Source organism: Desulfonatronovibrio hydrogenovorans DSM 9292, assembly GCF_000686525.1.
In the GTDB taxonomy this organism is placed as follows: domain Bacteria; phylum Desulfobacterota; class Desulfovibrionia; order Desulfovibrionales; family Desulfonatronovibrionaceae; genus Desulfonatronovibrio; species Desulfonatronovibrio hydrogenovorans.
Genome location: NZ_JMKT01000008.1, coordinates 375,225 through 397,463 on the forward strand (window position 1 = coordinate 375,225; position 22,239 = coordinate 397,463).

General features: G+C 50.7%; 21 protein-coding genes and 1 tRNA gene. 13 read left to right on the forward strand and 9 right to left on the reverse strand.

Annotated features, from left to right (window positions below):
* Window positions 1–23 precede the first annotated feature (23 nt).
* Entirely contained in the window at window positions 24–1,655 is a 1,632-nt protein-coding gene (locus tag P771_RS0103090) for a TolB family protein (RefSeq protein WP_161635936.1), read from the reverse strand.
* 77 nt (window positions 1,656–1,732) lie between these two features.
* Window positions 1,733–1,820: transfer RNA gene (locus P771_RS0103095), tRNA-Leu, on the reverse strand.
* A gap of 105 nt (window positions 1,821–1,925) precedes the next feature.
* Here P771_RS0103095 and P771_RS16285 point away from each other — a divergent pair.
* Genes P771_RS16285 through thiL form a run of 3 tightly spaced genes read left to right on the forward strand, consistent with a single transcriptional unit; the run spans window position 1,926 to window position 6,337 of the window.
* On the forward strand, window positions 1,926–3,224 hold the full coding sequence (locus P771_RS16285) for an alkaline phosphatase family protein (RefSeq protein WP_035243826.1): 1,299 nt from the start codon (window positions 1,926–1,928) through the stop codon (window positions 3,222–3,224).
* A 28-nt stretch (window positions 3,225–3,252) separates the two neighbouring features.
* Window positions 3,253–5,361, forward strand: coding sequence for an ATP-dependent helicase (locus P771_RS0103105; RefSeq protein WP_035243828.1), 2,109 nt, complete (start codon window positions 3,253–3,255; stop codon window positions 5,359–5,361).
* 25 nt (window positions 5,362–5,386) lie between these two features.
* Window positions 5,387–6,337 (forward strand): thiamine-phosphate kinase, encoded by a 951-nt coding sequence (gene thiL, locus P771_RS0103110; RefSeq protein WP_035243830.1) that lies wholly within the window; start codon window positions 5,387–5,389, stop codon window positions 6,335–6,337.
* A gap of 108 nt (window positions 6,338–6,445) precedes the next feature.
* Here the strand turns inward: thiL and P771_RS0103120 are convergent, their stop codons facing one another.
* Together P771_RS0103120 and P771_RS0103125 are read right to left on the reverse strand one after the other, a co-directional pair.
* Entirely contained in the window at window positions 6,446–7,039 is a 594-nt protein-coding gene (locus P771_RS0103120) for a heterodisulfide reductase-related iron-sulfur binding cluster (protein WP_028573981.1), read from the reverse strand.
* A gap of 30 nt (window positions 7,040–7,069) precedes the next feature.
* Window positions 7,070–7,777: a 4Fe-4S dicluster domain-containing protein gene (locus P771_RS0103125; RefSeq protein ID WP_028573982.1), complete on the reverse strand. Its 708-nt coding sequence runs from the start codon at window positions 7,775–7,777 to the stop codon at window positions 7,070–7,072.
* A 582-nt stretch (window positions 7,778–8,359) separates the two neighbouring features.
* Between P771_RS0103125 and P771_RS0103140 the strand changes: the two genes are divergently transcribed.
* From P771_RS0103140 to P771_RS0103190, 10 genes are all read left to right on the forward strand, one after another.
* Window positions 8,360–9,727 carry a cobyrinic acid a,c-diamide synthase CobB gene (locus tag P771_RS0103140; protein WP_051617074.1) on the forward strand — a complete coding sequence of 456 codons (1,368 nt, stop codon included), beginning with the start codon at window positions 8,360–8,362 and terminating at the stop codon, window positions 9,725–9,727.
* Window positions 9,728–9,805: 78 nt separating this feature from the next.
* Window positions 9,806–10,768, forward strand: a complete 963-nt coding sequence (locus tag P771_RS18145; RefSeq protein WP_161635937.1) for a precorrin-8X methylmutase — start codon at window positions 9,806–9,808, stop codon at window positions 10,766–10,768.
* A gap of 65 nt (window positions 10,769–10,833) precedes the next feature.
* A complete protein-coding gene (gene cobI / locus P771_RS0103150; protein ID WP_028573986.1) occupies window positions 10,834–11,583 on the forward strand; it encodes a precorrin-2 C(20)-methyltransferase in 750 nt (249 codons plus the stop codon).
* Between the two features lie 217 nt (window positions 11,584–11,800).
* Window positions 11,801–12,838, forward strand: coding sequence for a cobalt-precorrin-5B (C(1))-methyltransferase CbiD (gene cbiD / locus P771_RS16290; RefSeq protein WP_035243832.1), 1,038 nt, complete (start codon window positions 11,801–11,803; stop codon window positions 12,836–12,838).
* Window positions 12,825–13,610, forward strand: a complete 786-nt coding sequence (locus tag P771_RS0103165) for a cobalamin biosynthesis protein (protein ID WP_051617126.1) — start codon at window positions 12,825–12,827, stop codon at window positions 13,608–13,610. Before cbiD ends, P771_RS0103165 begins: the two co-directional genes overlap by 14 nt.
* The gene (gene cobJ / locus P771_RS0103170) at window positions 13,565–14,332 is read left to right on the forward strand and encodes a precorrin-3B C(17)-methyltransferase (protein WP_035243833.1); all 768 of its coding nucleotides are present in this window, start codon (window positions 13,565–13,567) and stop codon (window positions 14,330–14,332) included. The genes P771_RS0103165 and cobJ overlap by 46 nt, the downstream gene beginning before the upstream one ends.
* Complete coding sequence (cobK, locus tag P771_RS0103175) at window positions 14,319–15,149, forward strand: precorrin-6A reductase (RefSeq protein WP_028573989.1); 831 nt, start codon at window positions 14,319–14,321, stop codon at window positions 15,147–15,149. Before cobJ ends, cobK begins: the two co-directional genes overlap by 14 nt.
* Window positions 15,150–15,175: 26 nt before the next feature.
* Window positions 15,176–15,970 carry a hydroxyethylthiazole kinase gene (gene thiM / locus P771_RS0103180; protein ID WP_028573990.1) on the forward strand — a complete coding sequence of 265 codons (795 nt, stop codon included), beginning with the start codon at window positions 15,176–15,178 and terminating at the stop codon, window positions 15,968–15,970.
* Between the two features lie 143 nt (window positions 15,971–16,113).
* Entirely contained in the window at window positions 16,114–16,230 is a 117-nt protein-coding gene (locus P771_RS19180; protein ID WP_028573991.1) for an RCKP-type rubredoxin-like domain-containing protein, read from the forward strand.
* A 92-nt stretch (window positions 16,231–16,322) separates the two neighbouring features.
* Entirely contained in the window at window positions 16,323–17,102 is a 780-nt protein-coding gene (locus P771_RS0103190) for a nitrilase-related carbon-nitrogen hydrolase (protein WP_028573992.1), read from the forward strand.
* Here the strand turns inward: P771_RS0103190 and P771_RS0103195 are convergent.
* The 5 genes from P771_RS0103195 to P771_RS0103215 form a co-directional block, all read right to left on the reverse strand.
* Window positions 17,092–17,580, reverse strand: a complete 489-nt coding sequence (locus tag P771_RS0103195; protein ID WP_028573993.1) for an asparaginase domain-containing protein — start codon at window positions 17,578–17,580, stop codon at window positions 17,092–17,094. The two genes, P771_RS0103190 and P771_RS0103195, sit on opposite strands and share 11 nt — an antisense overlap.
* Before the next feature lie 2 nt (window positions 17,581–17,582).
* On the reverse strand, window positions 17,583–19,364 hold the full coding sequence (locus tag P771_RS0103200) for an amino acid ABC transporter permease (RefSeq protein ID WP_028573994.1): 1,782 nt from the start codon (window positions 19,362–19,364) through the stop codon (window positions 17,583–17,585).
* A 70-nt stretch (window positions 19,365–19,434) separates the two neighbouring features.
* Window positions 19,435–20,262 (reverse strand): transporter substrate-binding domain-containing protein, encoded by an 828-nt coding sequence (locus tag P771_RS0103205; protein ID WP_028573995.1) that lies wholly within the window; start codon window positions 20,260–20,262, stop codon window positions 19,435–19,437.
* 158 nt (window positions 20,263–20,420) lie between these two features.
* Window positions 20,421–21,149, reverse strand: a complete 729-nt coding sequence (locus tag P771_RS0103210) for an amino acid ABC transporter ATP-binding protein (RefSeq protein WP_028573996.1) — start codon at window positions 21,147–21,149, stop codon at window positions 20,421–20,423.
* A gap of 100 nt (window positions 21,150–21,249) precedes the next feature.
* Window positions 21,250–22,185: a TIGR03943 family putative permease subunit gene (locus P771_RS0103215; protein WP_028573997.1), complete on the reverse strand. Its 936-nt coding sequence runs from the start codon at window positions 22,183–22,185 to the stop codon at window positions 21,250–21,252.
* Window positions 22,186–22,239: the final 54 nt, after the last annotated feature.

The following is a 22,239-nucleotide window of genomic DNA, read 5'->3' on the forward strand; positions in this document are numbered from 1 at the left end:
TGACATTTTTCCCGGCCGTTTCTTTATCTGCCGTCTATGGCCATACTTTCACCCACAGCGTCCGGCCCATAAATGATTGACTGGGGAATCGTGGACTGTCTCGGAATGAATTCAGGTACCATGGCGGCCAGATCATTGCTGCTGAACCTGGACAAGCGAATGGCTGGGCTGGATTCTCCCTGGTCATTGATATGAGTTAGGTACAGCTCAGTAAATGCAGATCTGGCTTTGCTGGTGAAGACAAGCCATTTGGAGTTGGGTGACCAGGCATGCCATGAGTTCATGACCGGCTGATTTCCAGCCAGAGGTCTAGCATTTCCACCCTTGGCCGGCACGATCCAGAGCTCACTGTCCGGCTGCAGGACCAGTCCGGTAGGGCTTCTGGTAAAGACGATCCATTTTCCGTCCGGCGAATATCTGGGGAAGTAATTGCTGTATCCGTTGTTGCTGGCACCTGGCAGCGGCTTAGGCGTTCCCCCCTTACCCTGATTGAAGTCCACGGTATATATGTCAAATTGAACTGGATACCTTTCATTGAGTTCAAAAATGGTCTGGTCTGAGCTTTCATCTCTAATAGTCCTGTCCATAACTTTGGAAATAAGGTCAGGATCAGTGGAAGTGGCAGAAAAAGCTATGCTCTGTCCGTCCGGACTCCATGTGGGGCCGGTCTGGACCATATTAGGCAGATCCGCTCCGGGAAGAAGGCTGAAGTTCTGTTTTTTAGTGTTGAAAATGCCGATCTTGCCTGTTGCCGGGTAAAAGAGCTGGGAAAAGTAAATATCATCCATCATGATAAATACTGAAGTTTCACTTACTGTGCCAGCAATATGTCGGCCATCTGGGGAAAGCTGGGCAAAAAGTCCCATGCTGTAGGAGGCTGGCTGAACCGGCTCCAGCTCATTCCAGGAAAAAACAGTTCCTTCTTGAGCTATTATCTCATCATCCATGGCAGAGAAAATAAAACCACCCTTGTCACCGCCGTAATCAGTGTCAATGGTGATATACCTGCCGTCGGCTGAGTAGGCATGGCAATTAGCACAAACTGGAGGAGGATAGAGGATGTTCTGGGGCGGTTCGTAAGAGTCAAGTCTGCCGACAAGCAGTTCGGTTTTTTCAGGTTTTTTTTGGGCTTCCAAAAAGGGAAGGGGTTTCCTCATGAACATTACCTTGGCATCCACCGGATATTCAGAAAATTGAAAAATGATGGACCCTCTGGAAACGATCCGGTCCAGATCATTGTCACCAAGCCCAGAAATGTGCATCTTGAGCTGATCTGGACCGGCAAGTTCAATTATGTTTTCCCAGGTCTTTTGATCTGGCATCCACCAGGGATTGCCCACCAGCATCTGTAGTACTTCTTTACTGCCGTTCTCGATGGAGATATGCCAGGCCCTGCTTTCAGTCTGGTCGGTCCATAAGAAAACCGGGGAGGCCATGTCCGGGGGGAAAACAGTGTTGGAAAGGGGTTCGGTAATGGTTATGGGCTTCGGCGCAATGGAACTGTCCAAGGAAACAAACCAGGCAGGTAGCTTATCTGGATTCAGAGAATTAATCTTCTGTTCGTTGAGCAGGATGATGTCAGAATGGGGAGCTGGCTGGGAATTTGCCGGACAGGGAAAGAAAATTTGCCAAGCCAGAATATAAACCAAGAGCATCAGCATCTGATGATGCAAACAGAGTTTTAATTGATTTTTCATGGCAGACTCGGGGGTTAAGCTGTTGGTTGAACGCTTGGTGCCCGGGGCCGGAGTCGAACCGGCACGCAACAAAGTTGCAAGGGATTTTAAGTCCCTGGCGTCTACCAATTCCGCCACCCGGGCAGGCTGGAAGGATTGATTTTCCGAAAGATGTAAATTAGCCTTGTCTGTTCCAAGCGTCAAGAAATCATTTGTTCTGCACGGTTAACTCCCCATTATTCCACATTTATGCATCAGCACTTCCCAAAAACACTGGTTCTGGGCATTGACGGCCTGAGCCTGGCCCTGGCCAGACAAATGGCAGACAAAGGGATCTTCACCAACCTGGCCCCAATCATTGGCTCTGCCCACACCCATGCTGTATCCTCGGAACTACCTGATGTTTCGCCGGTGAACTGGGCTTCTTTTTTCACTGGCAGGGGTCCTGAAGAGCACGGGGTATATGGGTTTACCCAGGTAAATCCGGCAACCTACCAAATGCATCTGGTGGACTTGAATTCGGTTCAGGCCAGCACTGTCTGGGACTGGTTTGGAAATAGAGGCATGCTCAGCAAACTGATAAACCTGCCCTGCACTTATCCCGCTCCCAGTCTGAAGGGAATGATGATCTCCGGATTTGTGGCTTTAGACCTTGAGCAGGCAGTTTTTCCCAGGCCTTTATTACCGATGCTGGAGCGGATTGACTACAGGCTGGAGGCTGACACTGTAAGGGGCTTGACCAGACCGGACCTGCTTTTAAAAGACCTGAGGGAGACAGTCTGCTCCAGGGTCAGGGCCTTTGACTTATTCTGGCCGGATCTGGCCTGGAGTTTATTTGTTATTGTGTTCACCGAACTTGACCGGATGAGCCATTTTCTTCAGGACGCCATCCTGGATGAAAGGCATCGGCTGCACCGGAACTGTATGACGGTGTTAAAGGATATAGACAGGGCTGCCGGCCATGTGCTGGAGCGATTCAATGACCTTGCTGGTCCCAAAAGACTGTTGGTGGTGGCTGACCACGGTTTTACAGCTCTTGAATCAGAAGTTGATGTCAACACTTTCTTGCGCAATGAAGGTTATCTAAGCTTGGGCAGGAATCCGTTCAATGAACTGGATATGGGATGTATGGACCTGACCAGCAAAGCCTTTGCCCTGGACCCAGGCCGGATTTATATCCATTCCAGAAGCCGCTTCAGCAGGGGGTGCGTCAATAAAGTCGAATACGCCGGGATCAGAGAAAGGATCAGACAAAATTTGCTCCAGCTTGAGTATCAGGGCCGTAAGGTCATGGATTCTGTGTACTATGGAGAGGAGATTTACCCATCCGGCATTGGTCTTCCACCTGATCTCCTCTGTGTTCCCAGCAAAGGGTTCGACCTCAAGGCCAAGTTTGACCGCAGGGATGTTTTCGGCCATTACAGCCGGACAGGCACCCATTGTCCTGATGACGTGTTTTTTTATGATTCCGCAGGGACCAGGCCGGAGAAGATCAGGCATATACTCCCTGGGGCAGGGATCATGGGCGCAGCAGATCACAAGCAGTGATCAAGTCTCATAGGAGAATCAACAGATTATGATAGATTATGAAAAAAGCCTTAATTCAGGCCAGCTGGAAGCAGTAACCTGTACCCAGGGTCCGGTCCTGGTCATAGCCGGGGCCGGAAGCGGCAAAACCAGGACCATTGTCTACCGTTTGGCTTATCTGGTGGAGCAGGGGATTGTTCCGGAGCATATTCTTCTTCTTACCTTTACCCGCAAGGCCGCCAACCAGATGCTCTTCCGGGCGGGTCATCTCCTGGGACAGGAGCTGGGCAGCGTCAGCGGTGGAACTTTCCACGGTTTCAGCTATCTCATGCTTCGCAAGTTCGCCAATGTCCTGGGCTTTAACAATGGTTTTCAGATTATGGATTCAGGGGATTGCGAGGAGATAATCAAAGGTATCAGAAATGAACTCAAACTGGGAAAAGGGGACCGTTCCTTTCCCAGGAACAGGACGATACTTTCGCTGATGAGCAAGGCCAGGAACAAGGAGGTATCTCTGGAAAATCTGGTTGAAAGAGACGCTTTTCATCTCCGGACTTACCTGGAGGACTTTGAGCGCATCGAACAGGCCTATGTCATTGAAAAACAGCGCCTGGGCCTGGTGGACTACGATGACCTGCTTTTTTTCCTGGAGAGACTGCTCTCCGGACACAGGGAAGTCCTTGAGTTCGCCAGAGCTGTGTACAAATATGTCATGGTGGACGAGTACCAGGATACCAATCTGGTCCAGGCCAGACTGGCCAGGCTCATTGCTTCGGAAGAGGGAAATATCATGGTGGTGGGTGATGATGCCCAGTCCATTTACGGATTCAGGGGTGCAGATGTGGGCAATATCCTGGACTTCCCCAATCTTTATCCCCGAACCCGGGTCATCAGGCTGGAGCAGAACTATCGCTCAACCCAGCCGATCCTGCATCTGACCAATGATATCCTTTCGCACATGGATCAGAAGTTTGACAAAAAGCTATTTTCTGATCGAACCCAGGGTTTGAAACCCGAGCTGATCCGTCCGGTGAGCGACATGAGCCAGGCCAGGACCATGCTGGTCAAGATAGAAGAGCTGAGCAGAAAATATCCTCTTCATGAAATTGCAGTTCTGTTCAGGGCTGGATATCATTCCTATCCTTTGGAGGTGGAGTTGAACAAGGCTTCAATTCCTTACCAGAAATTTGGGGGCATCAAGTTTTCTGAGGCCTCCCACATCAAGGATGTTCTGTCTTTGGTCAGGATGGTGGGCTCAATTCCGGATCTTCTGTCCTGGAAACGGGGACTGGGACTGCTCCCCGGGGTTGGTCCCAAAACAGCCGAGCGTTTGTTCAGGGCCTATGAGTCAGGCAGTCATGAGGACCTGCTCAAGTTTGCTTCTAAAAACAAAGACTTTGCTCAGCTAAGGGATCTGCTGGCCAGCCTGGCCGGACAGGAACACGAACCGTCCCGGATTGTGGCTTCCATAATCGAATTTTACAGGCCCATTCTGGAAAAAAAACATGCCGAGGACTTGCCCAAGAGACTGAGCGGACTTGACCAGCTGGAACAGATTGTGGCTGGATACAGCGACCTGGAAGTATTCCTGGCAGACATGGTCCTGGAAAATTCCGATCCCCTGGGAACTGCAGCCAGAGAAGGCGCCCTGGTATTGTCCACCATTCATTCAGCCAAGGGCCTGGAATGGCCGGCAGTAATGGTCATCGACCTTGTGGAGGACCGGTTTCCATCCAGGCAGGCCATGCAGGATCCCCGGGACATGGATGAGGAAAGAAGGCTGCTCTATGTTGCCTGTACCAGGTCCAGGGATTATCTCGGACTTTTTGTGCCAGCCAGTGTTTATCACCGGGGAAGCGGCTTTAACCAGCCTGTTCTGGAAAGTCCCTTTATCCGGGAACTTTCCCAGGACAGCTTCCAGGAACTCAAGGAGAATCATCTGGGCAGCCTCAAACCCAGGGAAGAAGTGAAAGCAAAGCAGTGGCCCGGACGAATGGTTGAGCAAACCGCCAATGTACCGGCCAGTGCCTACTGCAAGCACAAAATATTTGGCCGGGGCAAGATTGTCATGGCCATGCCCCCTAATAAGTATAAGGTCAATTTCCCCGGATTCGGCCTCAAGGTGATCAGTGGAGACTACCTGGAGATAGAGGATTAGCTCGGCTATCCAGCAGAGATTTAAAATGATAAGATCTGAAGACCAGTTTCTGGCCCTGATCGACCAGGCATTCCCCAATTCCCATCCCCATATGGTGGTGGGCAGGGGGGATGATTGCGCAGTTTTGAGTTGTCCGGACAGGATCTGCCTGACCAGTGATCTTTTTCTGGAGAATATTCATTTCCGACTTGATTATTTCCAGCCTGCAGACATCGGACACAAAGCCCTGGCTGTAAATTTGAGCGATCTGGCTGCCCATGGGGCCATGCCTCTGGGGTTTAATTTGAACCTTGTCTGGCCAGCGTATCTGGATGAAGATTTCTGCAGGTCCATGCTGGCGGGAATGGCTGATCTGGCTCAAGAGCATCAGCTGGCCCTGACTGGAGGGGATTTAAGTTTTGGACCGTACCTGGGTCTGGGCATAACCATTTGGGGAAAAAGCCCTGATAACTTTATGCTGAGAAAGAGATGTTTTCCTGGCGATCTTTTGTTTGTAGTTGGTGAAATTGGTCTGGCCAGGTGCGGGTTGCATATACTGGAAGAGCAAGACCCTGATTCGGCCAGATTCCCAAAGTCGGTTCAGAGCCATCTGCGGCCCAGGCCTTTGAACAGGGAGGGCATAATCCTGGCTGAATCAGGGCTGGCCTGTGGAATGATGGACGTATCAGACGGTCTGGCTGCTGATCTGCCCAGATTTTTGGCTGAGGGGAATGGAGTAGCTCTGGATATGGATATCAGGTTTCATTCTGAGGTCCTTGAATACTGTCAAGAGTATGATCATGATCCTTTGATTTTTTCCCTGCAGGGCGGGGAGGACTATGCTTTGCTGGCTGGATGCAGGGAACAGGACTGGCCTTTGGTCAAGTTAAAGCTGGAAAGAGCCTGGAAGCTGGGCAGAATTGTTCCAGGGCCTGGCCTTTACTCTGATGGTCACAGGCTTTCCATTAAAGGTTTTGACCATTTTAAAAAGGACTGACTGACTTTTAAAAGTCGGTCCAGGGTTATTGCTGTCAATAAAAAAGGCTTGCCTCCAGTTTATAGGAAGCAAGCCTTTTTTCTATTTTATTTTCCAGCCTAAAATCAGCTAGTACTCATCATCGTCAAGATCAATCCCGTCCCTTTCAAACTGGGCGTCGCGCAGGGCATGGGCTTCCTTGACCTCCTGTTCGCTCCAGGGTTCGATAATCAAGGCCTGGGCAACCATTTCCCAGAGGTACAGGGTTTCTTTGCAGTTACCCATGTCAAATTTGGGAGTCAGACCCTTCATGATCTGGTCGCGACAGTTATGGCAGGGAGCAACAACGATTTCAGCGCCTGTAGCCTTTATCTGATCAGCCTTGACTTTACCGTAAGTCAGCCTTTCGTCTGAATATGGGCTAGCCCAGGCACCACCGCCGGCACCGCAGCAATGATTGTTCAAGGCATTGGGATGCATGTCAATGATGTTTTTCTTATCAAAGATTTGCTCGACAATGTACCGATACTCTTCGGTGTATTCCTTGTCAAAGGCAGCCTTGGACTTGCGGAAGTAGTTGCACGGATGATGCAGGGTAACAGTGTGGTTGGCGAATTTTTCCTTGTTTATCTTGATCCGGCCGGTCTTGATGTAATCAACCAAAACTTCATAGATGCTGACAATGTTGAATTCTTCGTATGCTTCAGGAAACCAGGTTCTCAACCCTAACTGGGTTGCAAAGTAGGCATGGCCTCACTCAGGGTAGAGGATGGTTTTGGCCTTCAACCTCCTGGCATTTTCCAGGACGCGTTCCACCTGGATTTTCATGTTTTCATCGTCACCAGTAAAAAGGCCCCAGTTGACCCCTTCCCAGTTTACTGAGGACACGGTCCAGTCTTCTTTGGCAGCATAAAAGATCTTCCACCAGAAAGCCATGTCTTCTGGCTCGCCGAAAGGTTCCTTGGAGTTGATGGTCACAATGATGTTGGCGTTTTCCTTGTCCACAGGCACATAAAAGCCTGGACAGGGCTGCTCTTCATCTTCTTCCATGAGTTCTACACCCAGCTCTGCCAGCAAAAAGAGGAAATCAAACTTGGGAATACCCAGGTTGTTGCCCCTTTCATAGTTCATTATGGTTCCCTTGTGCAGAGGCCCGGGCACCTTGTCACGCTCCCTCAGGCTGCGCAGTCCGCGAAAGGTCTTCTGGAGCTGGACTCCCTGTGGACAAGCGTACTGGCATCGGCCACACAGAGTACACACCCAGGGGAACTTGGAGTCAACAACCTCCTGTTCCAAGCCCATGGCTATAGAACGAATGGCTTTCCTGGCATCCCAACCAGGGACGACACCGCTTATGGGACAGCCACTGGAGCAGGTAGTGCAGGTGTAGCACACATCCGCCATTTCAGGCGTCAGGTCCAGCTTCCCCTCTTTTCGTTCGCCTAATTTGAGAGCTTCCATTTAACTTTCCTCCAAAGGAATGAGGTTTGCGATAACAAATTAAAAACTCTAAAAGACTATTACCTATTGATATTGGCTATAATTTTTCCTTTTGAATATTTCATATTAAAATAATGTGGTTAAAAAAAAATAGCAATAGTTAATTTTATTTTTTGGACAAGAAGATTTCAGCAGATTAAGCATCTGGAGCCGGCCTGGTCGGGATAAAAGGGATTATTATGGACTAATCCTATCCAAAAAAAGAAGGCCCTGCTGGCCAAAATAAAAAAACCGGCCGTTCTCAGCGCAGACAAGGCTTTGCCTGAGGATGCTATTAAGAATTCCGCTATTTTTTTGCAAGAAATATTAATTTTAATAATTGCATACTTGCAGAAAAATGGCAACCGGAATTTTGATAATTATTGTGCCCCGGGCTTGCAAAAAAAAAGATTTGCAGGCTAAAGACAGAAGTTTTAAGTTTTTTAGTGTGTTGACCGGGAGCAGGAAAGTTGCTTTGAACATGTCCGGATTATTGAAGGTGCCCTGGATTTTAAGCTGAAACAGCATGATGAAGATTTTGGCAGAAAAAAAGGAGTGCCCTGCTTGAAATTGATTGTTGGTGCTGTGGCCAGTGGTACGGGTAAGACCAGCGTCTGTCTGGCCCTGGCTGCCGGGTTGATCAAAAAAGGAATTCAGGTAAACGGGTTCAAGGTGGGGCCGGATTATATTGACCCCATGTACATGGAACTTGTTACTGGGAAGACCTGCTATAACCTTGATCCATGGATGAGCAGCCAGGAGCATGTCCAGGAGCTGGTATCTGGACTACCGGGGCTGTCCTTGATCGAAGGGGTTATGGGTTATTATGATGGCCCGGATATTTCCAGTTCTACTGGCTCTACAGCCCATCTGACCGGGATCCTGGGAAGCCCGGCTGTCCTGGTGGTTGATGCCAGGGCCATGGCCAGGAGTTTCGGCGCTCTGGTCCGGGGTTTTGTGGACTTTGAGGATTTAGGAAAGAATATCAAGGCGATCATTGCCAATGGTTGCGGCTCCCAGAGACATGCTGACCTTCTGGCTAAGGCACTTAACGGGTCAGGTCTGCCCCCTCTGGTTGGGGCAATACCTAAGAAGGCCTTGCCGGAACTTGCTTCCAGGCATCTGGGTCTGCAGACCCCTGACAGCCGGGAAGTAGATCCTGATATTGAGGATTTGTTTGCCCGGGCAGCTGAGCAGTACCTTGACCTGGATGGTATTATCAGCCTGGCCGGCCAGACATCAGACCCTGGATTGATTCCGGGCTTCCGGTTTCAGGAGCAGTCAGGCCAAAAAAAGATCAGGGTCGCTGTTGCCAGAGACAGGGCTTTTAATTTTTACTACCAGGCCAACCTTGATGTTCTGGTCCGGGCCGGAGCTGATCTGATACAATTCTCTCCGACAAAAGACAGACATCTCCCTCAGGACATTCAAATGATTTATTTTGGAGGGGGTTATCCTGAGCTTTATGCCTATGAACTGAGCCAGAACAAGTCCCTGCGTAAAGATATCCTCAGTTATGCCGGTTCAGGCGGCCATATTTATGCTGAGTGCGGCGGGCTTGTCTATCTGTGCCGGGATTTGAAAATACTGAACGGCCAGGTTTTTCCCATGGCTGGAGTACTCCCGTTCAGGGCTTCAATGCTGGGCAGACGCAAAAGTCTGGGATATGTTCGGGTCAGCTTTGAGAATGACTGCCTCCTGGGAGATAAAGGTGCTGAGATCAGGGGACATGAATACCACTACTCCGAGATAGAGCCCATTAAACCTGGGCAGAAGTGGAAAAACGTCTATCAGGTTGAAAACTCCAGGCAGGAACCCAAAGACACTCTGGGTATAAGTTTGGGAAATGTTCTGGCCAGTTATGTTCATGTCTACTTCGGGCACAGGCCGGACGTGGCTCAAAGAATTGTGGAGTGGATCAGGGGCGAGTGACTGACAAAAGAAGACCCTTTAAATGGTGGAAACCAGTTCATTGATCTGAATCAAGAAACATACATGGATTATGGCGAAATGAATAAAAAGGCAGTAATAATCCTGGCCCATGGCAGCAGAAACCATCAGGCCAGGGAAAGCTTTTTGAACATGGTGGAGGTTGTTGGAAAGAGGGCCAAAGGCTGCAGTATAACTCCAGCTTTTTTTTCCCTGGGAGGTCCGAGCCTGGAAAGCGTGGTCCAGGAACTGGTCTCAACTAAATATTCGGAGATTACTATCTTTCCGTATTTTCTTTTTGACGGCAACCATGTTCTCAAGGATATTCCGGCCCTGGTCAACGGTCTTCAAGCAGCACATCCAGATGTGGTTTTTCGGCTGCTGGACTCCCTGGAACATGAGCCCTTGATGCCTGAGATGATTTTTGAAAGGATATGGGAGTGTTGTGGACAGGAAAAGTATCTGCCTGGAATGGAGATTGAAAGAGCCAGCCTGGACTTTATCCAGGACATGCTGGACAATATCTTTATCGGAGCAGAGCAAAAGATTGCTGCCAGAGTGGTCCATTCTTCAGCTGACTTTTCCCTGGGCCACAGCCTCAGGTTTCACCCCCAGGCAGTTAAGGCCGGGCTTGAATGCCTGGGCAGGAAAAAAAAGATCATCTGCGACGTGAACATGGTCCGGTCTGCTTTGACCAGCTGCCAGGATGTACTGTGCGCCATTGATCAGCCCGGGGCCGGACAAAAGGCCCTGACCATGAATGTCACCAGGTCGGCTGCTGGTATGGAAATGCTGGCCCCCCACCTGGACGGGGCCATGGTGGTCATCGGCAATGCTCCCACAGCCCTGTGGAAGGTACTTGATCTGGCTGAAAGGAAAAATATTATTCCCGGCCTGGTGGTGGGAGTTCCGGTAGGTTTTGTGGGTGCGGCCCAGTCCAAGGAGGCCTTGATAAAGAGCGGACTGGTCTATATTTCCAATCTTGGTCCCAAAGGAGGAAGCCCGGTAGCAGGGGCTATAGTCAATGCCATGTTGAAACTGTAGGCAGAAGTCAGATGCAGTTTTGGATTGACATGGATGTGCTCATGGTCCCATGAATTAAATAAGCAATGAAAAGTAATTCATTTCAAGTAAAAAAAGGACATTTCTACGCTGTGGGTGTGGGCCCGGGAAGTTCGGATCTGCTCACTCTCCGGGCTGTGGAGGTTATCAGGGGTTCTCAGGTGATCATCTGCCCCAGATCAGCTGCCTCCAGGAACAGTCTGGCCTTGGAGATCATCAGTGGTTTCATTCTGGATCAGGAAGTCATTGAACACGTTTATCCCATGAGCCGCAACCAGGAGGAAGTGATGGACTCCTGGAATCAGGCAGCAATGCTTATTTCCAGCCTGTGCAGACAGGGTAAATCTGTCAGCCAGGTCACATTGGGGGACCCCCATGTCTACAGTACCTGTGGCTATGTATTGCCCAGGCTTGAAGAGAATCTTGGGCTGGACAGGATCCATGTCATCCCTGGTGTGACCGCTTTCCAGGCTTCAGCCGCAAATTTTGCCCAGTCCCTGGTCATCCAGGAGGACCGGCTTACTCTGATGCCCGCAACAGACATGGAGGAAGTTGAAAAGGCCCTTGACTGCTGTGAGACCCTGGTCCTTTATAAGATCGGGAAAAATCTGACAGCTCTATGTAAGCTTCTGCAAACAAAGGGGCTGGAAAATAAAGCCAGGATGGTACTGAATGCAGAAATGCCTGGTAAAGAAAAGGTTTACCCGGATATGGACAGGACTCTGGAAAGAGAACCGGGGTACCTGGCCTGCGTAATTGTCCATGTCGGCCATAGAAGCTGGAAAAACACTGATTGAGTTTACATTATGGATGACTGAAGAAGTGCTTATGTTCATCTTAAAGGGCCGTATGAGTTGAGATAGACTTGGAGCGTTAGTTGATTGGTGCACTTTTTTAATAACTGGAGTTCTGATGGTCAGGGCAGCTGAAGCCCAAGCTGGGCTAGCTGCAGCTGAAGGACCGAGAGGTATTCTTGAGTTCAGGTTCAGGTAAGCCTGGGGAAGCTAGACACAGTTGAACGAAAGTAAAAGGCTGCGGACTGGAATAAGCACGGGAACATGTGCTGCAGCAGCAGCCAAGGCTGCTGCCATACTGCTTATGGGGGCAGAGCTGGGTACTCAGGTTGAAGTCCGGCTGCCGTCGGGAAAGGGTGTTGCAGTCAGAGTTGTTCAGGCAGGTCTTGAAAACGGCCAGGCCACTGCCCTGGTCCGCAAGGATGCAGGTGATGATCCGGATGAAACTCACGGACTGCTTATTGGAGCCAGGGTAGAGCCTGCTCAGGGGGGCATCTCCATAACTGGAGGAAAGGGAGTGGGCAGGGTAACAAAGCCCGGTCTGGCCATTGCTCCTGGAAATCCGGCCATTAATCCTGTTCCCCTGAAAATGATCAAAACAAACCTGGCCCTGATCACTGACCTTGGCCTTGCAGTAGAGATATTCGTGCCTGATGGTGAAAAGATTGCAGCCAAGACCTTTAATGAACGGCTGGGAATTATAGGCGGCATTTCTATCCTGGGAACATCGGGAATTGTCCGGCCCTTCTCTCTGGAAGCCATCAAGGAGACTATTTCCCTGCATATCAACATGGTTCTGGAGTCCGGGTACACCAGACCGGTTCTGGTGCCGGGGCGGATTGGCTGCAGGACTGCCCTGGACTCTGGGTTCAGCAGGGAAGAGATTGTCGAGGTCAGCAATGAATGGAAGTTCGCCTTTGAAAAATGCCATGAAGCCGGGATCATGGGTCTGGTCATTGTGGGCCATCCAGGAAAGCTATTGAAATTTATCAACAAAGATTTTCAGACCCACAGTAAAAAGTCGGGATCTGCAGTTCCTGTCCTGGTTAAGGCCATCCAGGAGTGTCTGGGATTTGATCCTCCAGAGCTAAATACTGTAGAGCATGGAATATGTCTGTTAAGTGTTGAACAGAGGAATGAGCTGGGCAGGCATCTGGCGGAAAAAGTCCGGCAGTCTGTTCTGCCCCGGCTTGCACCAGACTGTCAGGTCCAGGTGATACTTAACGATCTGCAAGGAGAAGTCATTGGCAGGGCATGACAATAAACCGGCCCTGGTCACCCTGTCGGTCAGGGGGCTTAATCTGGCCAGAAAACTGTCCAGAGTCTTGGGCGGGGATATTTATGTCCATAGTGAGGCACCCCCGGGCAAAGGGGTCATGGTTTTTGACCGGATCATGGATCTGGCTGGGAAGTTGTTTGCCGGGTACAAAAGAATAATCTTTATCCTGCCTGTGGGCGTGGCAGTCAGGGCCATAGCCGGGCATACCGGCCACAAGACAATAGACCCGGCTGTGGTGGTCGTGGATGTGGGGGGCAGGTGGGCCATCAGCCTGTTGTCCGGACATGAGGGCGGGGCCAATAAGCTGGCCCTGGAAGCAGCCAATATCCTCGGCTGCGAACCGGTCATCACTACTTCCACTGAGGCGGAAAAAGATATTGTGGTGGGCGTGGGCTGCCGGAAAGGAGTGCAGGCCGGGGATGTCATGCATGCTCTTCACCACTGCCTGGATAAGACCGGCGTTAATGTGAGCCGGGTCCGTCTTCTGGTCAGTGTGGACATTAAAAAGAATGAACCAGGCCTGGTCCTGGCAGCGGAGAAATTGGACATTCCCCTGTATTTTCTTGCCTCAGCAATGATCAGAAACATCCCCCTGAACACGGCTGAATCAAAGTTTGTCATGGATAAGGTGGGCCTGCCGGGTGTGGCTGAGCCCTGTGCCCTGTTATCTGCCCGAAACCCTGAGCTTATATTGGGAAAAACCGTATGCAACAGTGTGACCATAGCCATTGCCAGGGAAAACTGTTTGTAGTGGGCATAGGGCCCGGCAATGCCCTGGATCGGACCATCAGAGCAGAAAAAACCATCAGGGGTTCTGAGGTGGTGGCGGGCTATGACCGGTATCTGGGGTTTATTGCAGATCTTTTGCAGGACAAGGAGGTCATTTCTTCTGGCATGACCCGGGAAAGGGAAAGGTGTGCAAAGGCCATTCAAGCTGCCCTGCAGGGCAGGCAGGTCAGCCTGGTTTCATCAGGCGATGCCGGGATTTACGGAATGGCTGGTCTGGCCCTGGAAATGATCAGGGAGCTGGATGTGGACCTGGAGATTGAGATTATTCCAGGGGTGAGCGCAGCCCAGGCCGGGGCTGCAGCCCTGGGTGCACCGCTCATGCTTGATTTTGCCTGTGTCAGCCTGTCCGATCTGCTGGTCAGCTGGCAGGAGATAGAAAGAAGAATCAAGGCTCTGGCAGAGGCAGACATGGTCACGGTTCTGTATAATCCCCAAAGCAAAAAAAGGGTCCGTCAGATCCAGCGGACCAGAGAGATATTTCTGGACCACAGACCCGGCAGCACCCTGGTGGGCCTGGTCCGCAACGCTTCCCTGCAGGATCAGGTTCTGACCCTGACCGACCTTGAGCATATGCTGGATAAGGACATGGACATGCGCACCGTGGTCATTATCGGCAACTCAAGGACCAGCAAGGCTGGTCCCTGGCTGGTCACCACCAGGGGTTATTTTGATGACAAAAAATAGGGTGCTTTTGCTGGGAGGGATTTCCGAAGCCCTGGAGCTGGCAGCGGGATTATCTGAAAAGGGATTTGAGGTGCTGGTAAGCCGGGCTACCAGGATTGTCCAGATCGAGCCGGTTCTGTCTGGAGTGAGTTACCGGCACGGCAGGCTTGACAAAGATGGTCTGGTCCAGCTTGCTGGTAAGGAAAATATCGTTGCCATGATTGACTGCACCCATCCGTATGCATCAGAGATATCCTGGAACGGGTTCAGGGCGGCCCAGGATCTTGGCCTGCCCTTTTTTGTCTATGACCGACCAGGTCTTGATCCAGCATATCCGGGAATTTTAAGGGCCCGGGACCACTTTCATGCTGCGGATCTGGCCTTTAATGGAAAGGGGGTTGTTTTTCTGAGCATTGGCTCCAAGAATATCCAGATCTATTCAAAACGGGCAGGGCAAAGGATATCCTCTCTGGCGGCCAGGGTCCTGCCCGGTCAGGAGATTCTGCATGGCTGCCTGGACGCCGGTCTTTGCTTCAGCATGATCATCCAGGCCAGGGGGTCATTCAGTGTAGAGGAAAATCTGACTCACCTGAAAATGGTCAAAGCTGAATGCCTGGTGACCAAAGACAGTGGTTTTGCAGGTGGAGTCCCGGCTAAATTTGAAGCTGCCAGCCAGCTCGGAATAAGGGTGATAGTGGTTGAACGTCCTTCCAGGCCGGGCAGGCTCAGATTCAAATCTATAGACAAACTGCTTGCCTGTTTAAGCAGTACTTTTTTCAAGGATCTGGCAGGATTTGCAGACCCACCAGAATCATGTCCGGGACATGGATGTGTTTAACAGCCAAGAAGGAATAAAGGTTTACTATGATCAGGATGGATGAAACATGGAAGAGGCTTGAGCAGATAAGGATCAAAAAACCACTGGTTTTGAATATTACCAATGTGGTGGTGACCAATATTACGGCCAATGTGTTGCTGGCCCTGGGAGCTTCACCAGCCATGTCAGTTTCTGAGGATGAAATTGAAGAGCTTGTTTCCCTGGCCGGAGCTCTGGTCCTTAACCTGGGAACTCCCAGCAGAAGTCAGGTCAGGACCATGGATCTGGCTGGGAAAAAGGCCAGGGAGCTGGGAGTGCCGGTGGTGCTGGATCCTGTGGGAGCAGGAGCCAGCAAGACCAGAACCGAAACCCCCCTTGAATTTCTGGAAAAGGGCTTTGTGGATGTCCTCAGGGGTAATGCCTCGGAAATAATGGCTCTGGCTGGATCAACTGAAAAACCCAGGGGAGTGGACAGCCTGCACAAATCAGATCAGGCCGTGGAAGCGGCTTTTGGGCTTTCCCAGAAGTATGGATGCGTGGTCTGTGTGAGCGGTGAAAAGGATGTGGTGGTTTCTGGGCAGAATATCTGCAGAGTGCTGAACGGACAGGCCTTGATGACCCTGATCACGGGCATGGGCTGTTCCAGCACCTGTCTGGTGGCCGCTTTTGCAGCTGTGGAAAAGGATCTGCTCAAGGCTACGGCCATGGGCATGGCCGTGATGGGCCTTTGCGGTGAGCTGGCGGCAAAAGAAGCCCAGGGTCCGGGAACACTGGAAACCATATTTCTGGATAAGCTTTACAGCCTGGAGGAGAAAGTTCTCCAGGGGATAAGGGTGGAGTAGTGGCAGGATGCGGTGCCCTGGCCTGCAGGTCCACCTTCAGGTCTTGATTTAGCCAGTCCTTAAGCCAGATCTGGACGATCACTTTTAAATCACGGATAGTGTTGATAGGAGTTCGGGACATAATAACCTTAAGGAGGATGATTATGGCAGAATTCAAATGTGAAAAGTGCGGCGCCACCAAGGAAGGAAGATGCAAACCCAAGAAATGCCCCAAGTGCGGCGAACAGGGCTGCATGCACAAGGTTGAAGAAAAGAAGTAGGCAGCCCGATACCTAGAGGGGTCGGCTGAAAGCCGGCCATTCTAGGTTTTTCAGCAATTCATTTCGAATTTGTAGTAATTGAGAGAGTAATCATGGAAACACTTTCCGTAGGTGTGTGCCAAACCCCTGTATTCAATAAACTGGAAGAGATAAGTCCATGGCTGGATAAGATATCCAATGATTCCCCCGGAACCCTCTGGATCTTTCCAGAGCTGTTCCTGGGCGGATTCGACTATGAGAACAAGGAGGCCTGGGCTGAAAAAAGTCTTGAGCTTCAGGAAGTCATGACCAGGTTTGCTGCTGATACCGGGAACATCCTGGGTGGAAGCCTCTGGGACAGGCAGGATGAGAAGTATTACAACACTTTTTATCTGTTTACTCCGGATCGTGGCGCTCTCAAGGTCTACAGCAAACTGCATCTTTTTTTGCCAGGCAAAGAGAATCAGTATTTCACAGCTGGTTCTGCTTGTCCTGATCCATTTGTACATCACGGCATAAAAATAGGATTCGCCATCTGTCACGACCTGCGCTATCCAGAACTGTTCCTGCACCAGCAGGGTAATGAACCGGATATTTTTATAGTCAACGCCCAGTGGCCTCTGGCCAGGATTGAGCACTGGCTGACTCTTTTAAGGGCCAGAGCCATTGAAAACCAGTGTTACGTGCTGGCCTGTAACGGCATGGGCAATTCGGCCCTGGGCAGGCTGGCCGGACATTCCTGTCTGATCACCTCCTGGGGCAGAACCAGGTTCATCATCAATGAAGAGCCGGGTATGAAAAAGGCAGAGCTGGAAGAAGAGGTGATTGTAAAGGACAGGGAGATGTTTGACAGCAGACGCTCACCGTTTTTTGAGCTGAGGCTCAAGATCTGATCTTTTCAAATTCACCAGATTCTTTGTTTTTGCGGACATTATCCCAGGCAAATATCCGGGCGTTCATGGCGATGTAAATACCGGGTTTCAGGATCTGAACCGCTGCCAGGGCAAATCCCAGGTTGAAAACTGCATCTGAGTCCCTGAAGGTAAAGGGAATCATGGCCCCGACCAGGACAACGGTCTTATCCTTGATGACCGGACCCAGAACCCGGGCAGTTTCAGCCATTGTATCAGTGCCGTGGGTGATGACGATTTGTTTTTCAGGGCAGCCAAGGCACTTTTCCAGAATTATCTTCCGGTCCTGCTCCTCCATAAACAGGCTGTCCTTGAGCATGATTATTTCCAGGCCAGTTTCCAGGGTGCAATTGCCCTGTCCCAGGATTTCATTGACGTGGGTCTTGGAAAGGATCAGCTCCCCATCGGTCTGCCTGTACTCCTTATCCAGAGTGCCTCCGGTTATGAATATTTTGAGCATGGCTACATCCTCAGCCTGACTTTGTCCGGGGAGAGTTTTCTTTCCAGGCGGGCCGCCAGAATGCTCATGGCATAACAGCAGACGAAATAGAGCACTGCAATGGAAGTATAGATCTCAAAGGGATAGATCATGAGCCGGTTATTCAGGATCTGGGCCACATAGGTGAGTTCCATGACCCCGATGACAAAGGCCAGGGACGTGTCCTTGAAGATGGCTATGAACTGGCCCACAATGGCTGGGATCATTTGTTTCAGGGCCTGGGGCAGGATGATCTTGCGCATGGTCTGAAAGTAGGTCAGCCCGGTACTGTAGGCGGCTTCAAACTGTCCCCTGGGAATGTTCTGGATACCTCCGCGGACAATTTCCGCTATATATGCCCCGGTGAAGATGGTCAGGGCTATGGTGGCACTCCAGAACACACTGATAAAAGTATTGAAGAATACCGGAATAAAGAAGTAGACCCAAAAAATGACTATGATCAGTGGGTTGCCCCGGATGAATTCAATATACATCATGCACGGGATGCGCAGGATATTGTTCCTGGACATCCGGCCGAGCCCCACGATGAGTCCAATGAAAAAGCTGATGGAGATGGCGATTACCGACATGATGATGGAGAAGCTGAGGCCTCCAAGGCCCATGAACATGTCATCGGCCCGGCCATCGGGGAAACGCCAGATGAGCAGGGTTCTCAGGTTGTCCCAGATGACCTGCCAGTTGAATGAATAGAGTCCTTTGGCTCCCAGGTACAGTCCGTAGATGAACAGAGCCAGGAAAAAGGCTTTGACCAGAAAGACCAGTCCTGTCCAGACTGACTGGGAGGCCTGCTTGTACAGGGTCTGGGCTCTGGTCAGCTTCAGACTCTCATCCCGGTCCGGGGTGAGCCTGAAAATCAGTCGTTCAGCGGTTAGAAATAACTTGACCACGGGCCAGGAAACAAAATTGTATCCGTAGGATATGATGTCGGCCTTTTTTTGAGTGGTCCGTCTGAGCCTGACATTGATGGTATTGAGTATCCCGGAAATGGACAGGGAAAGGCTCAGATAAATCACGGTGGCGGCTGTGGTGGCCTCAAATCCCCTGAAAGTCAATGATTCGATCTGCTGGGACTGCCAGGTCAGGTCCGCCACCCCAACGACCATGGCCAGGGACGAGTTTTTCATGTTGTTCAGGAATTCGCTGCCCAAGGGAGGAATGATGGCCCGGAAAGCCAGGGGCAGGATGATCTTGCGCATGATTTGAAAGTAACTGAGTCCGCTGGAATAAGAGGCTTCCAAAAGCCCCTTGTCAATGGACTGGATTCCGGCCCTGATGACTTCGGCCATGAATGCCCCGGTATAAATGGCCAGACCGATGGTGGCACACCAGAATTCATAGTTTAGTCCGAACAGCCATTGTCTTGCTCCCATGGGCAGGGCCTGGGGCATGGCAAAGTACCAGAAAAAGAGCTGAACCAGAAGGGGAGTGTTGCGGAAAAATTCCACGTAGGCCGTAGAGACCCAGTAAAACGGCTTAAAGGTGGACAAACGGCCCAAGCCGAAAAAGGTGCCCAGGGCCAGGGCGACCACAGAGCTGATCAGGGTGATCTGCAGGGTGACCTTCAGGCCGTATAACAGATAAAATCCGAAATTTTCCCCATAGGTGGGGTTGACTGTATAAAGTACGCTCCAGTTGAAGTTGTAGCCGAATTCAAAGAAAAAACCCCAATATATGAACGCAGCCCCAAAAATGGCCAGGAGTATGGAGTTTTGAACCCAGTTTTTGGACATCCAGGGTCTATGCATCTGGTAAACTATCCACAAAAAGGCCCGGAAATCATCTTTCCGGGCCTTTAGTTGATTAAATCAGGCAGTTTTAGGGCCAGACTTCAATCTGACGGGTCATGGGGAAATAATAAGGGGTGTCAGGACCATACCATTTATTGTAGATTTCCATGTAGGTTCCGTCCAGCCACATGTCCTGCAGAGCAAAGTTGATGGCATCACGCCAGGCAGAGTCATTCTCTGGAACACCGATACCGTAAGGTTCGTCACTGATGAAGTCGCCAACCAGTTCCCATTTACCGGGTTCCTGAGCTGCATAGCCCAGAAGGATGGTGCTGTCAGTGGACCATCCGGCGACCCGGCCCAGCTTCAAAGCCTGGAAGGCTTCTGATTCTCTCTGAAAAGAGATCACGTTCTGTTCGTAGTTGGGATCGCCCATCTCCCGGAGCAGATTTTTGATGTTGATCTCGGAAGTAGTGCCCTGCATGGTGGCAATCCTTTTACCCACAAAGTCCTGGTGGTCAGTGTACTGGCCGACCGGGGCAAGGATTTTCTGACCGTCAAAAAAATAGGTAATGGAGAAGTCGATGACCCGGTCTCTTTCCCTGGTATGGGTCATATTGGCCACAGACATGTCAATGCGGCCCTGCTGAACAAAGGTGATCCTGGTCCGGTTGGTAACAGCCACCCGTTCAATGTCCACACCCAGACGTTTGGCCACTTCTTCAGCGATATCCACGTCAAATCCGACCCACTCATTCTTTTCGTTGTAAAAAGCACCAGGAATAGAGTCAGTCATGATTCCTACCCGGACAACCCCGGATTCCATGACCCGGTCATAGGTGGGACCAGCCATTGTCATCTGGGCCGAGAACATGACCATGGCCAGGGCCAGGGCGAAGACTTTCCACATACGCATTTTGCTACCTCCTGAAAATAGTTATGAAATGATCAAGCCAAGGAACATCCAAAAGCAAAGTTAAGCCGGCTTTATTAAAGACTGAAGCCGGGGAAGGGCAAGAATCCAAGCCTGGTGCAGAATTCAAGGAACATGGGTCGTTTACACTGCACAATGAATCAGTGGGACAGTATTTTGCTCAAAAAACCCTTGGCCCGATCTGTCTGGGGCTGGGTGAAAAAGAGGCTGGGAGTATTCTGTTCAACCAGCCTGCCTTCGTCCATGAAGATTACCCTGTCGGCCACTTCTCTGGCAAAGCCCATTTCATGAGTAACTACCACCATGGTCATCCCTTCCAGAGCCAGGGCTTTCATTACATCAAGAACTTCATTGATCATTTCCGGGTCAAGGGCAGAAGTGGGTTCGTCAAAAAGCATGATCTTTGGACTCATGGCCAGCCCCCTGGCAATGGCCACCCGCTGCTGCTGGCCACCTGAAAGCTGGGAGGGATAATGGTGGGCCTTGTCCGGGATATTGACCTTATCCAGCAGGGCCATGCCCTTTTTCTGGGCCTCCTTGTCACTCATCCTGCGCACCAGAGAGGGGGCCAGGGTGATGTTCTGGAGTACGGTCATGTGGGGATACAGGTTGAACTGCTGGAAGACAAAGCCGATTTCAGCCCTGAGCCTGGTCAGGTTGACGTTGGGGGCATAAAGGTTCAGCCCGTCCACAATGATTTCGCCTTTCTGGATGGGCTCCAGTCTGTTGATGCAGCGGATCAGGGTGCTTTTGCCGGAACCGGAAGGGCCGCAGACTACTACTACCTCACCCTTTTCAATATGCAGGTCAATGTCATCGAGCACATGGAGGTTGTCGAACCATTTGTGGACATGTTTGAACTGGATCAAAATATACTCCGGAAAATGGACTCTGGAAAAGGAAAACCTTAGAATGGACGAATGTAGCTAACAAAGACATGGGCTGGAGGTCAAGAAAAAAACAGAGGAATCAGGGCATGTATTGCCTGTAAAGATAAGGGTAAACATAGGGAGTGTCTGGCGGGGGGACTTCTTTAATCTCCAGAGCCCTGATCATGAGCATGTTCTGGCCAAAAACCAGGTCCTGATCAATCAGGCCTGTGACTGTGACCCAGGAATCCTGCTCAAAACTGTCAATCCCGTTACCCCGGACCAGGATTCCATAGAAAGTGGCATCTGCCAGACAGCAGGTGATGGCGGTTCTGGTTACAGCCAGCTCGTTTTCATTCATGGAAAGATCCCGGTACACAAAGCCAGTCAGCTGAATCTCCCTGTCTTGAAAATAGTGCTGGTAGGCTGAGATGACCAGCATGATATCCAGAAAACCCCTGTCCTGGACAATGATCCTGTTTTGAGTCAGCAGTTCACCGGCCAACCGGGAGTAGTACTCCTGATCGTACCAGAGCCCAAGCTCTTCCTTGAGGATCTGCTGTTCCTCGGGAAGTCCCTCGGCCCTGGAAGCCTGAATTTCAAACTCGTATTCCTCCCACCACTGATGGTCAATCTCCCCGTTCCGGGCATATGGATCAGGCTGGGGGTCAGGGGTCTTTCTTGCCGGGACCTGGTGGAAGATGATCCCTTTTTTTGCAGCCAGGGTGCTGTCCAGCAGTTTTGGAGGAAGCAGAAAGCCCAGCACCAGGGGAAAGCTGAACAAAGCGTACATAATCTTTTGCCCAGATTTGGATTCGTGACCTTCAATGCATCCACAGCCCATGGCGTGTTCATGGTTCGGTCGCTGTTCAGCCAGAATGGTCAGGGATTTGAAAGCGGCCAGAAAGAGGAGGCTGAAGGTAGAAAAATAAAAAAACGAAAGCATCTGGGGGGCCAGATAAAAAAGGATGTCTCCAGTATAAATGAGTCTGACCTGGAGGATGGCCAGAAAAAGAAGAATCAGGGCTTTTAGCATGTCTAATGATTGTCAGTAGGTTTTTATGGATCCAGGTCCCCGACAGTTGCCAGG

What these genes read in the sequence shown, in the direction of transcription:
- P771_RS0103090 (WP_161635936.1), bottom strand. Translation starts at nt 1,655, where the DNA reads ATGCTCTTGGTTTATATTCTGGCTTGGCAAATTTTCTTTCCCTGTCCG.
- P771_RS16285 (WP_035243826.1), top strand. Translation starts at nt 1,926, where the DNA reads ATGCATCAGCACTTCCCAAAAACACTGGTTCTGGGCATTGACGGCCTG.
- P771_RS0103105 (WP_035243828.1), top strand. Translation starts at nt 3,253, where the DNA reads ATGATAGATTATGAAAAAAGCCTTAATTCAGGCCAGCTGGAAGCAGTA.
- thiL (WP_035243830.1), top strand. Translation starts at nt 5,387, where the DNA reads ATGATAAGATCTGAAGACCAGTTTCTGGCCCTGATCGACCAGGCATTC.
- P771_RS0103125 (WP_028573982.1), bottom strand. Translation starts at nt 7,777, where the DNA reads ATGGAAGCTCTCAAATTAGGCGAACGAAAAGAGGGGAAGCTGGACCTG.
- P771_RS18145 (WP_161635937.1), top strand. Translation starts at nt 9,806, where the DNA reads ATGAATAAAAAGGCAGTAATAATCCTGGCCCATGGCAGCAGAAACCAT.
- cobI (WP_028573986.1), top strand. Translation starts at nt 10,834, where the DNA reads ATGAAAAGTAATTCATTTCAAGTAAAAAAAGGACATTTCTACGCTGTG.
- cobJ (WP_035243833.1), top strand. Translation starts at nt 13,565, where the DNA reads ATGCAACAGTGTGACCATAGCCATTGCCAGGGAAAACTGTTTGTAGTG.
- cobK (WP_028573989.1), top strand. Translation starts at nt 14,319, where the DNA reads ATGACAAAAAATAGGGTGCTTTTGCTGGGAGGGATTTCCGAAGCCCTG.
- thiM (WP_028573990.1), top strand. Translation starts at nt 15,176, where the DNA reads ATGATCAGGATGGATGAAACATGGAAGAGGCTTGAGCAGATAAGGATC.
- P771_RS19180 (WP_028573991.1), top strand. Translation starts at nt 16,114, where the DNA reads ATGGCAGAATTCAAATGTGAAAAGTGCGGCGCCACCAAGGAAGGAAGA.
- P771_RS0103190 (WP_028573992.1), top strand. Translation starts at nt 16,323, where the DNA reads ATGGAAACACTTTCCGTAGGTGTGTGCCAAACCCCTGTATTCAATAAA.
- P771_RS0103195 (WP_028573993.1), bottom strand. Translation starts at nt 17,580, where the DNA reads ATGCTCAAAATATTCATAACCGGAGGCACTCTGGATAAGGAGTACAGG.
- P771_RS0103200 (WP_028573994.1), bottom strand. Translation starts at nt 19,364, where the DNA reads ATGCATAGACCCTGGATGTCCAAAAACTGGGTTCAAAACTCCATACTC.
- P771_RS0103205 (WP_028573995.1), bottom strand. Translation starts at nt 20,262, where the DNA reads ATGCGTATGTGGAAAGTCTTCGCCCTGGCCCTGGCCATGGTCATGTTC.
- P771_RS0103215 (WP_028573997.1), bottom strand. Translation starts at nt 22,185, where the DNA reads ATGCTAAAAGCCCTGATTCTTCTTTTTCTGGCCATCCTCCAGGTCAGA.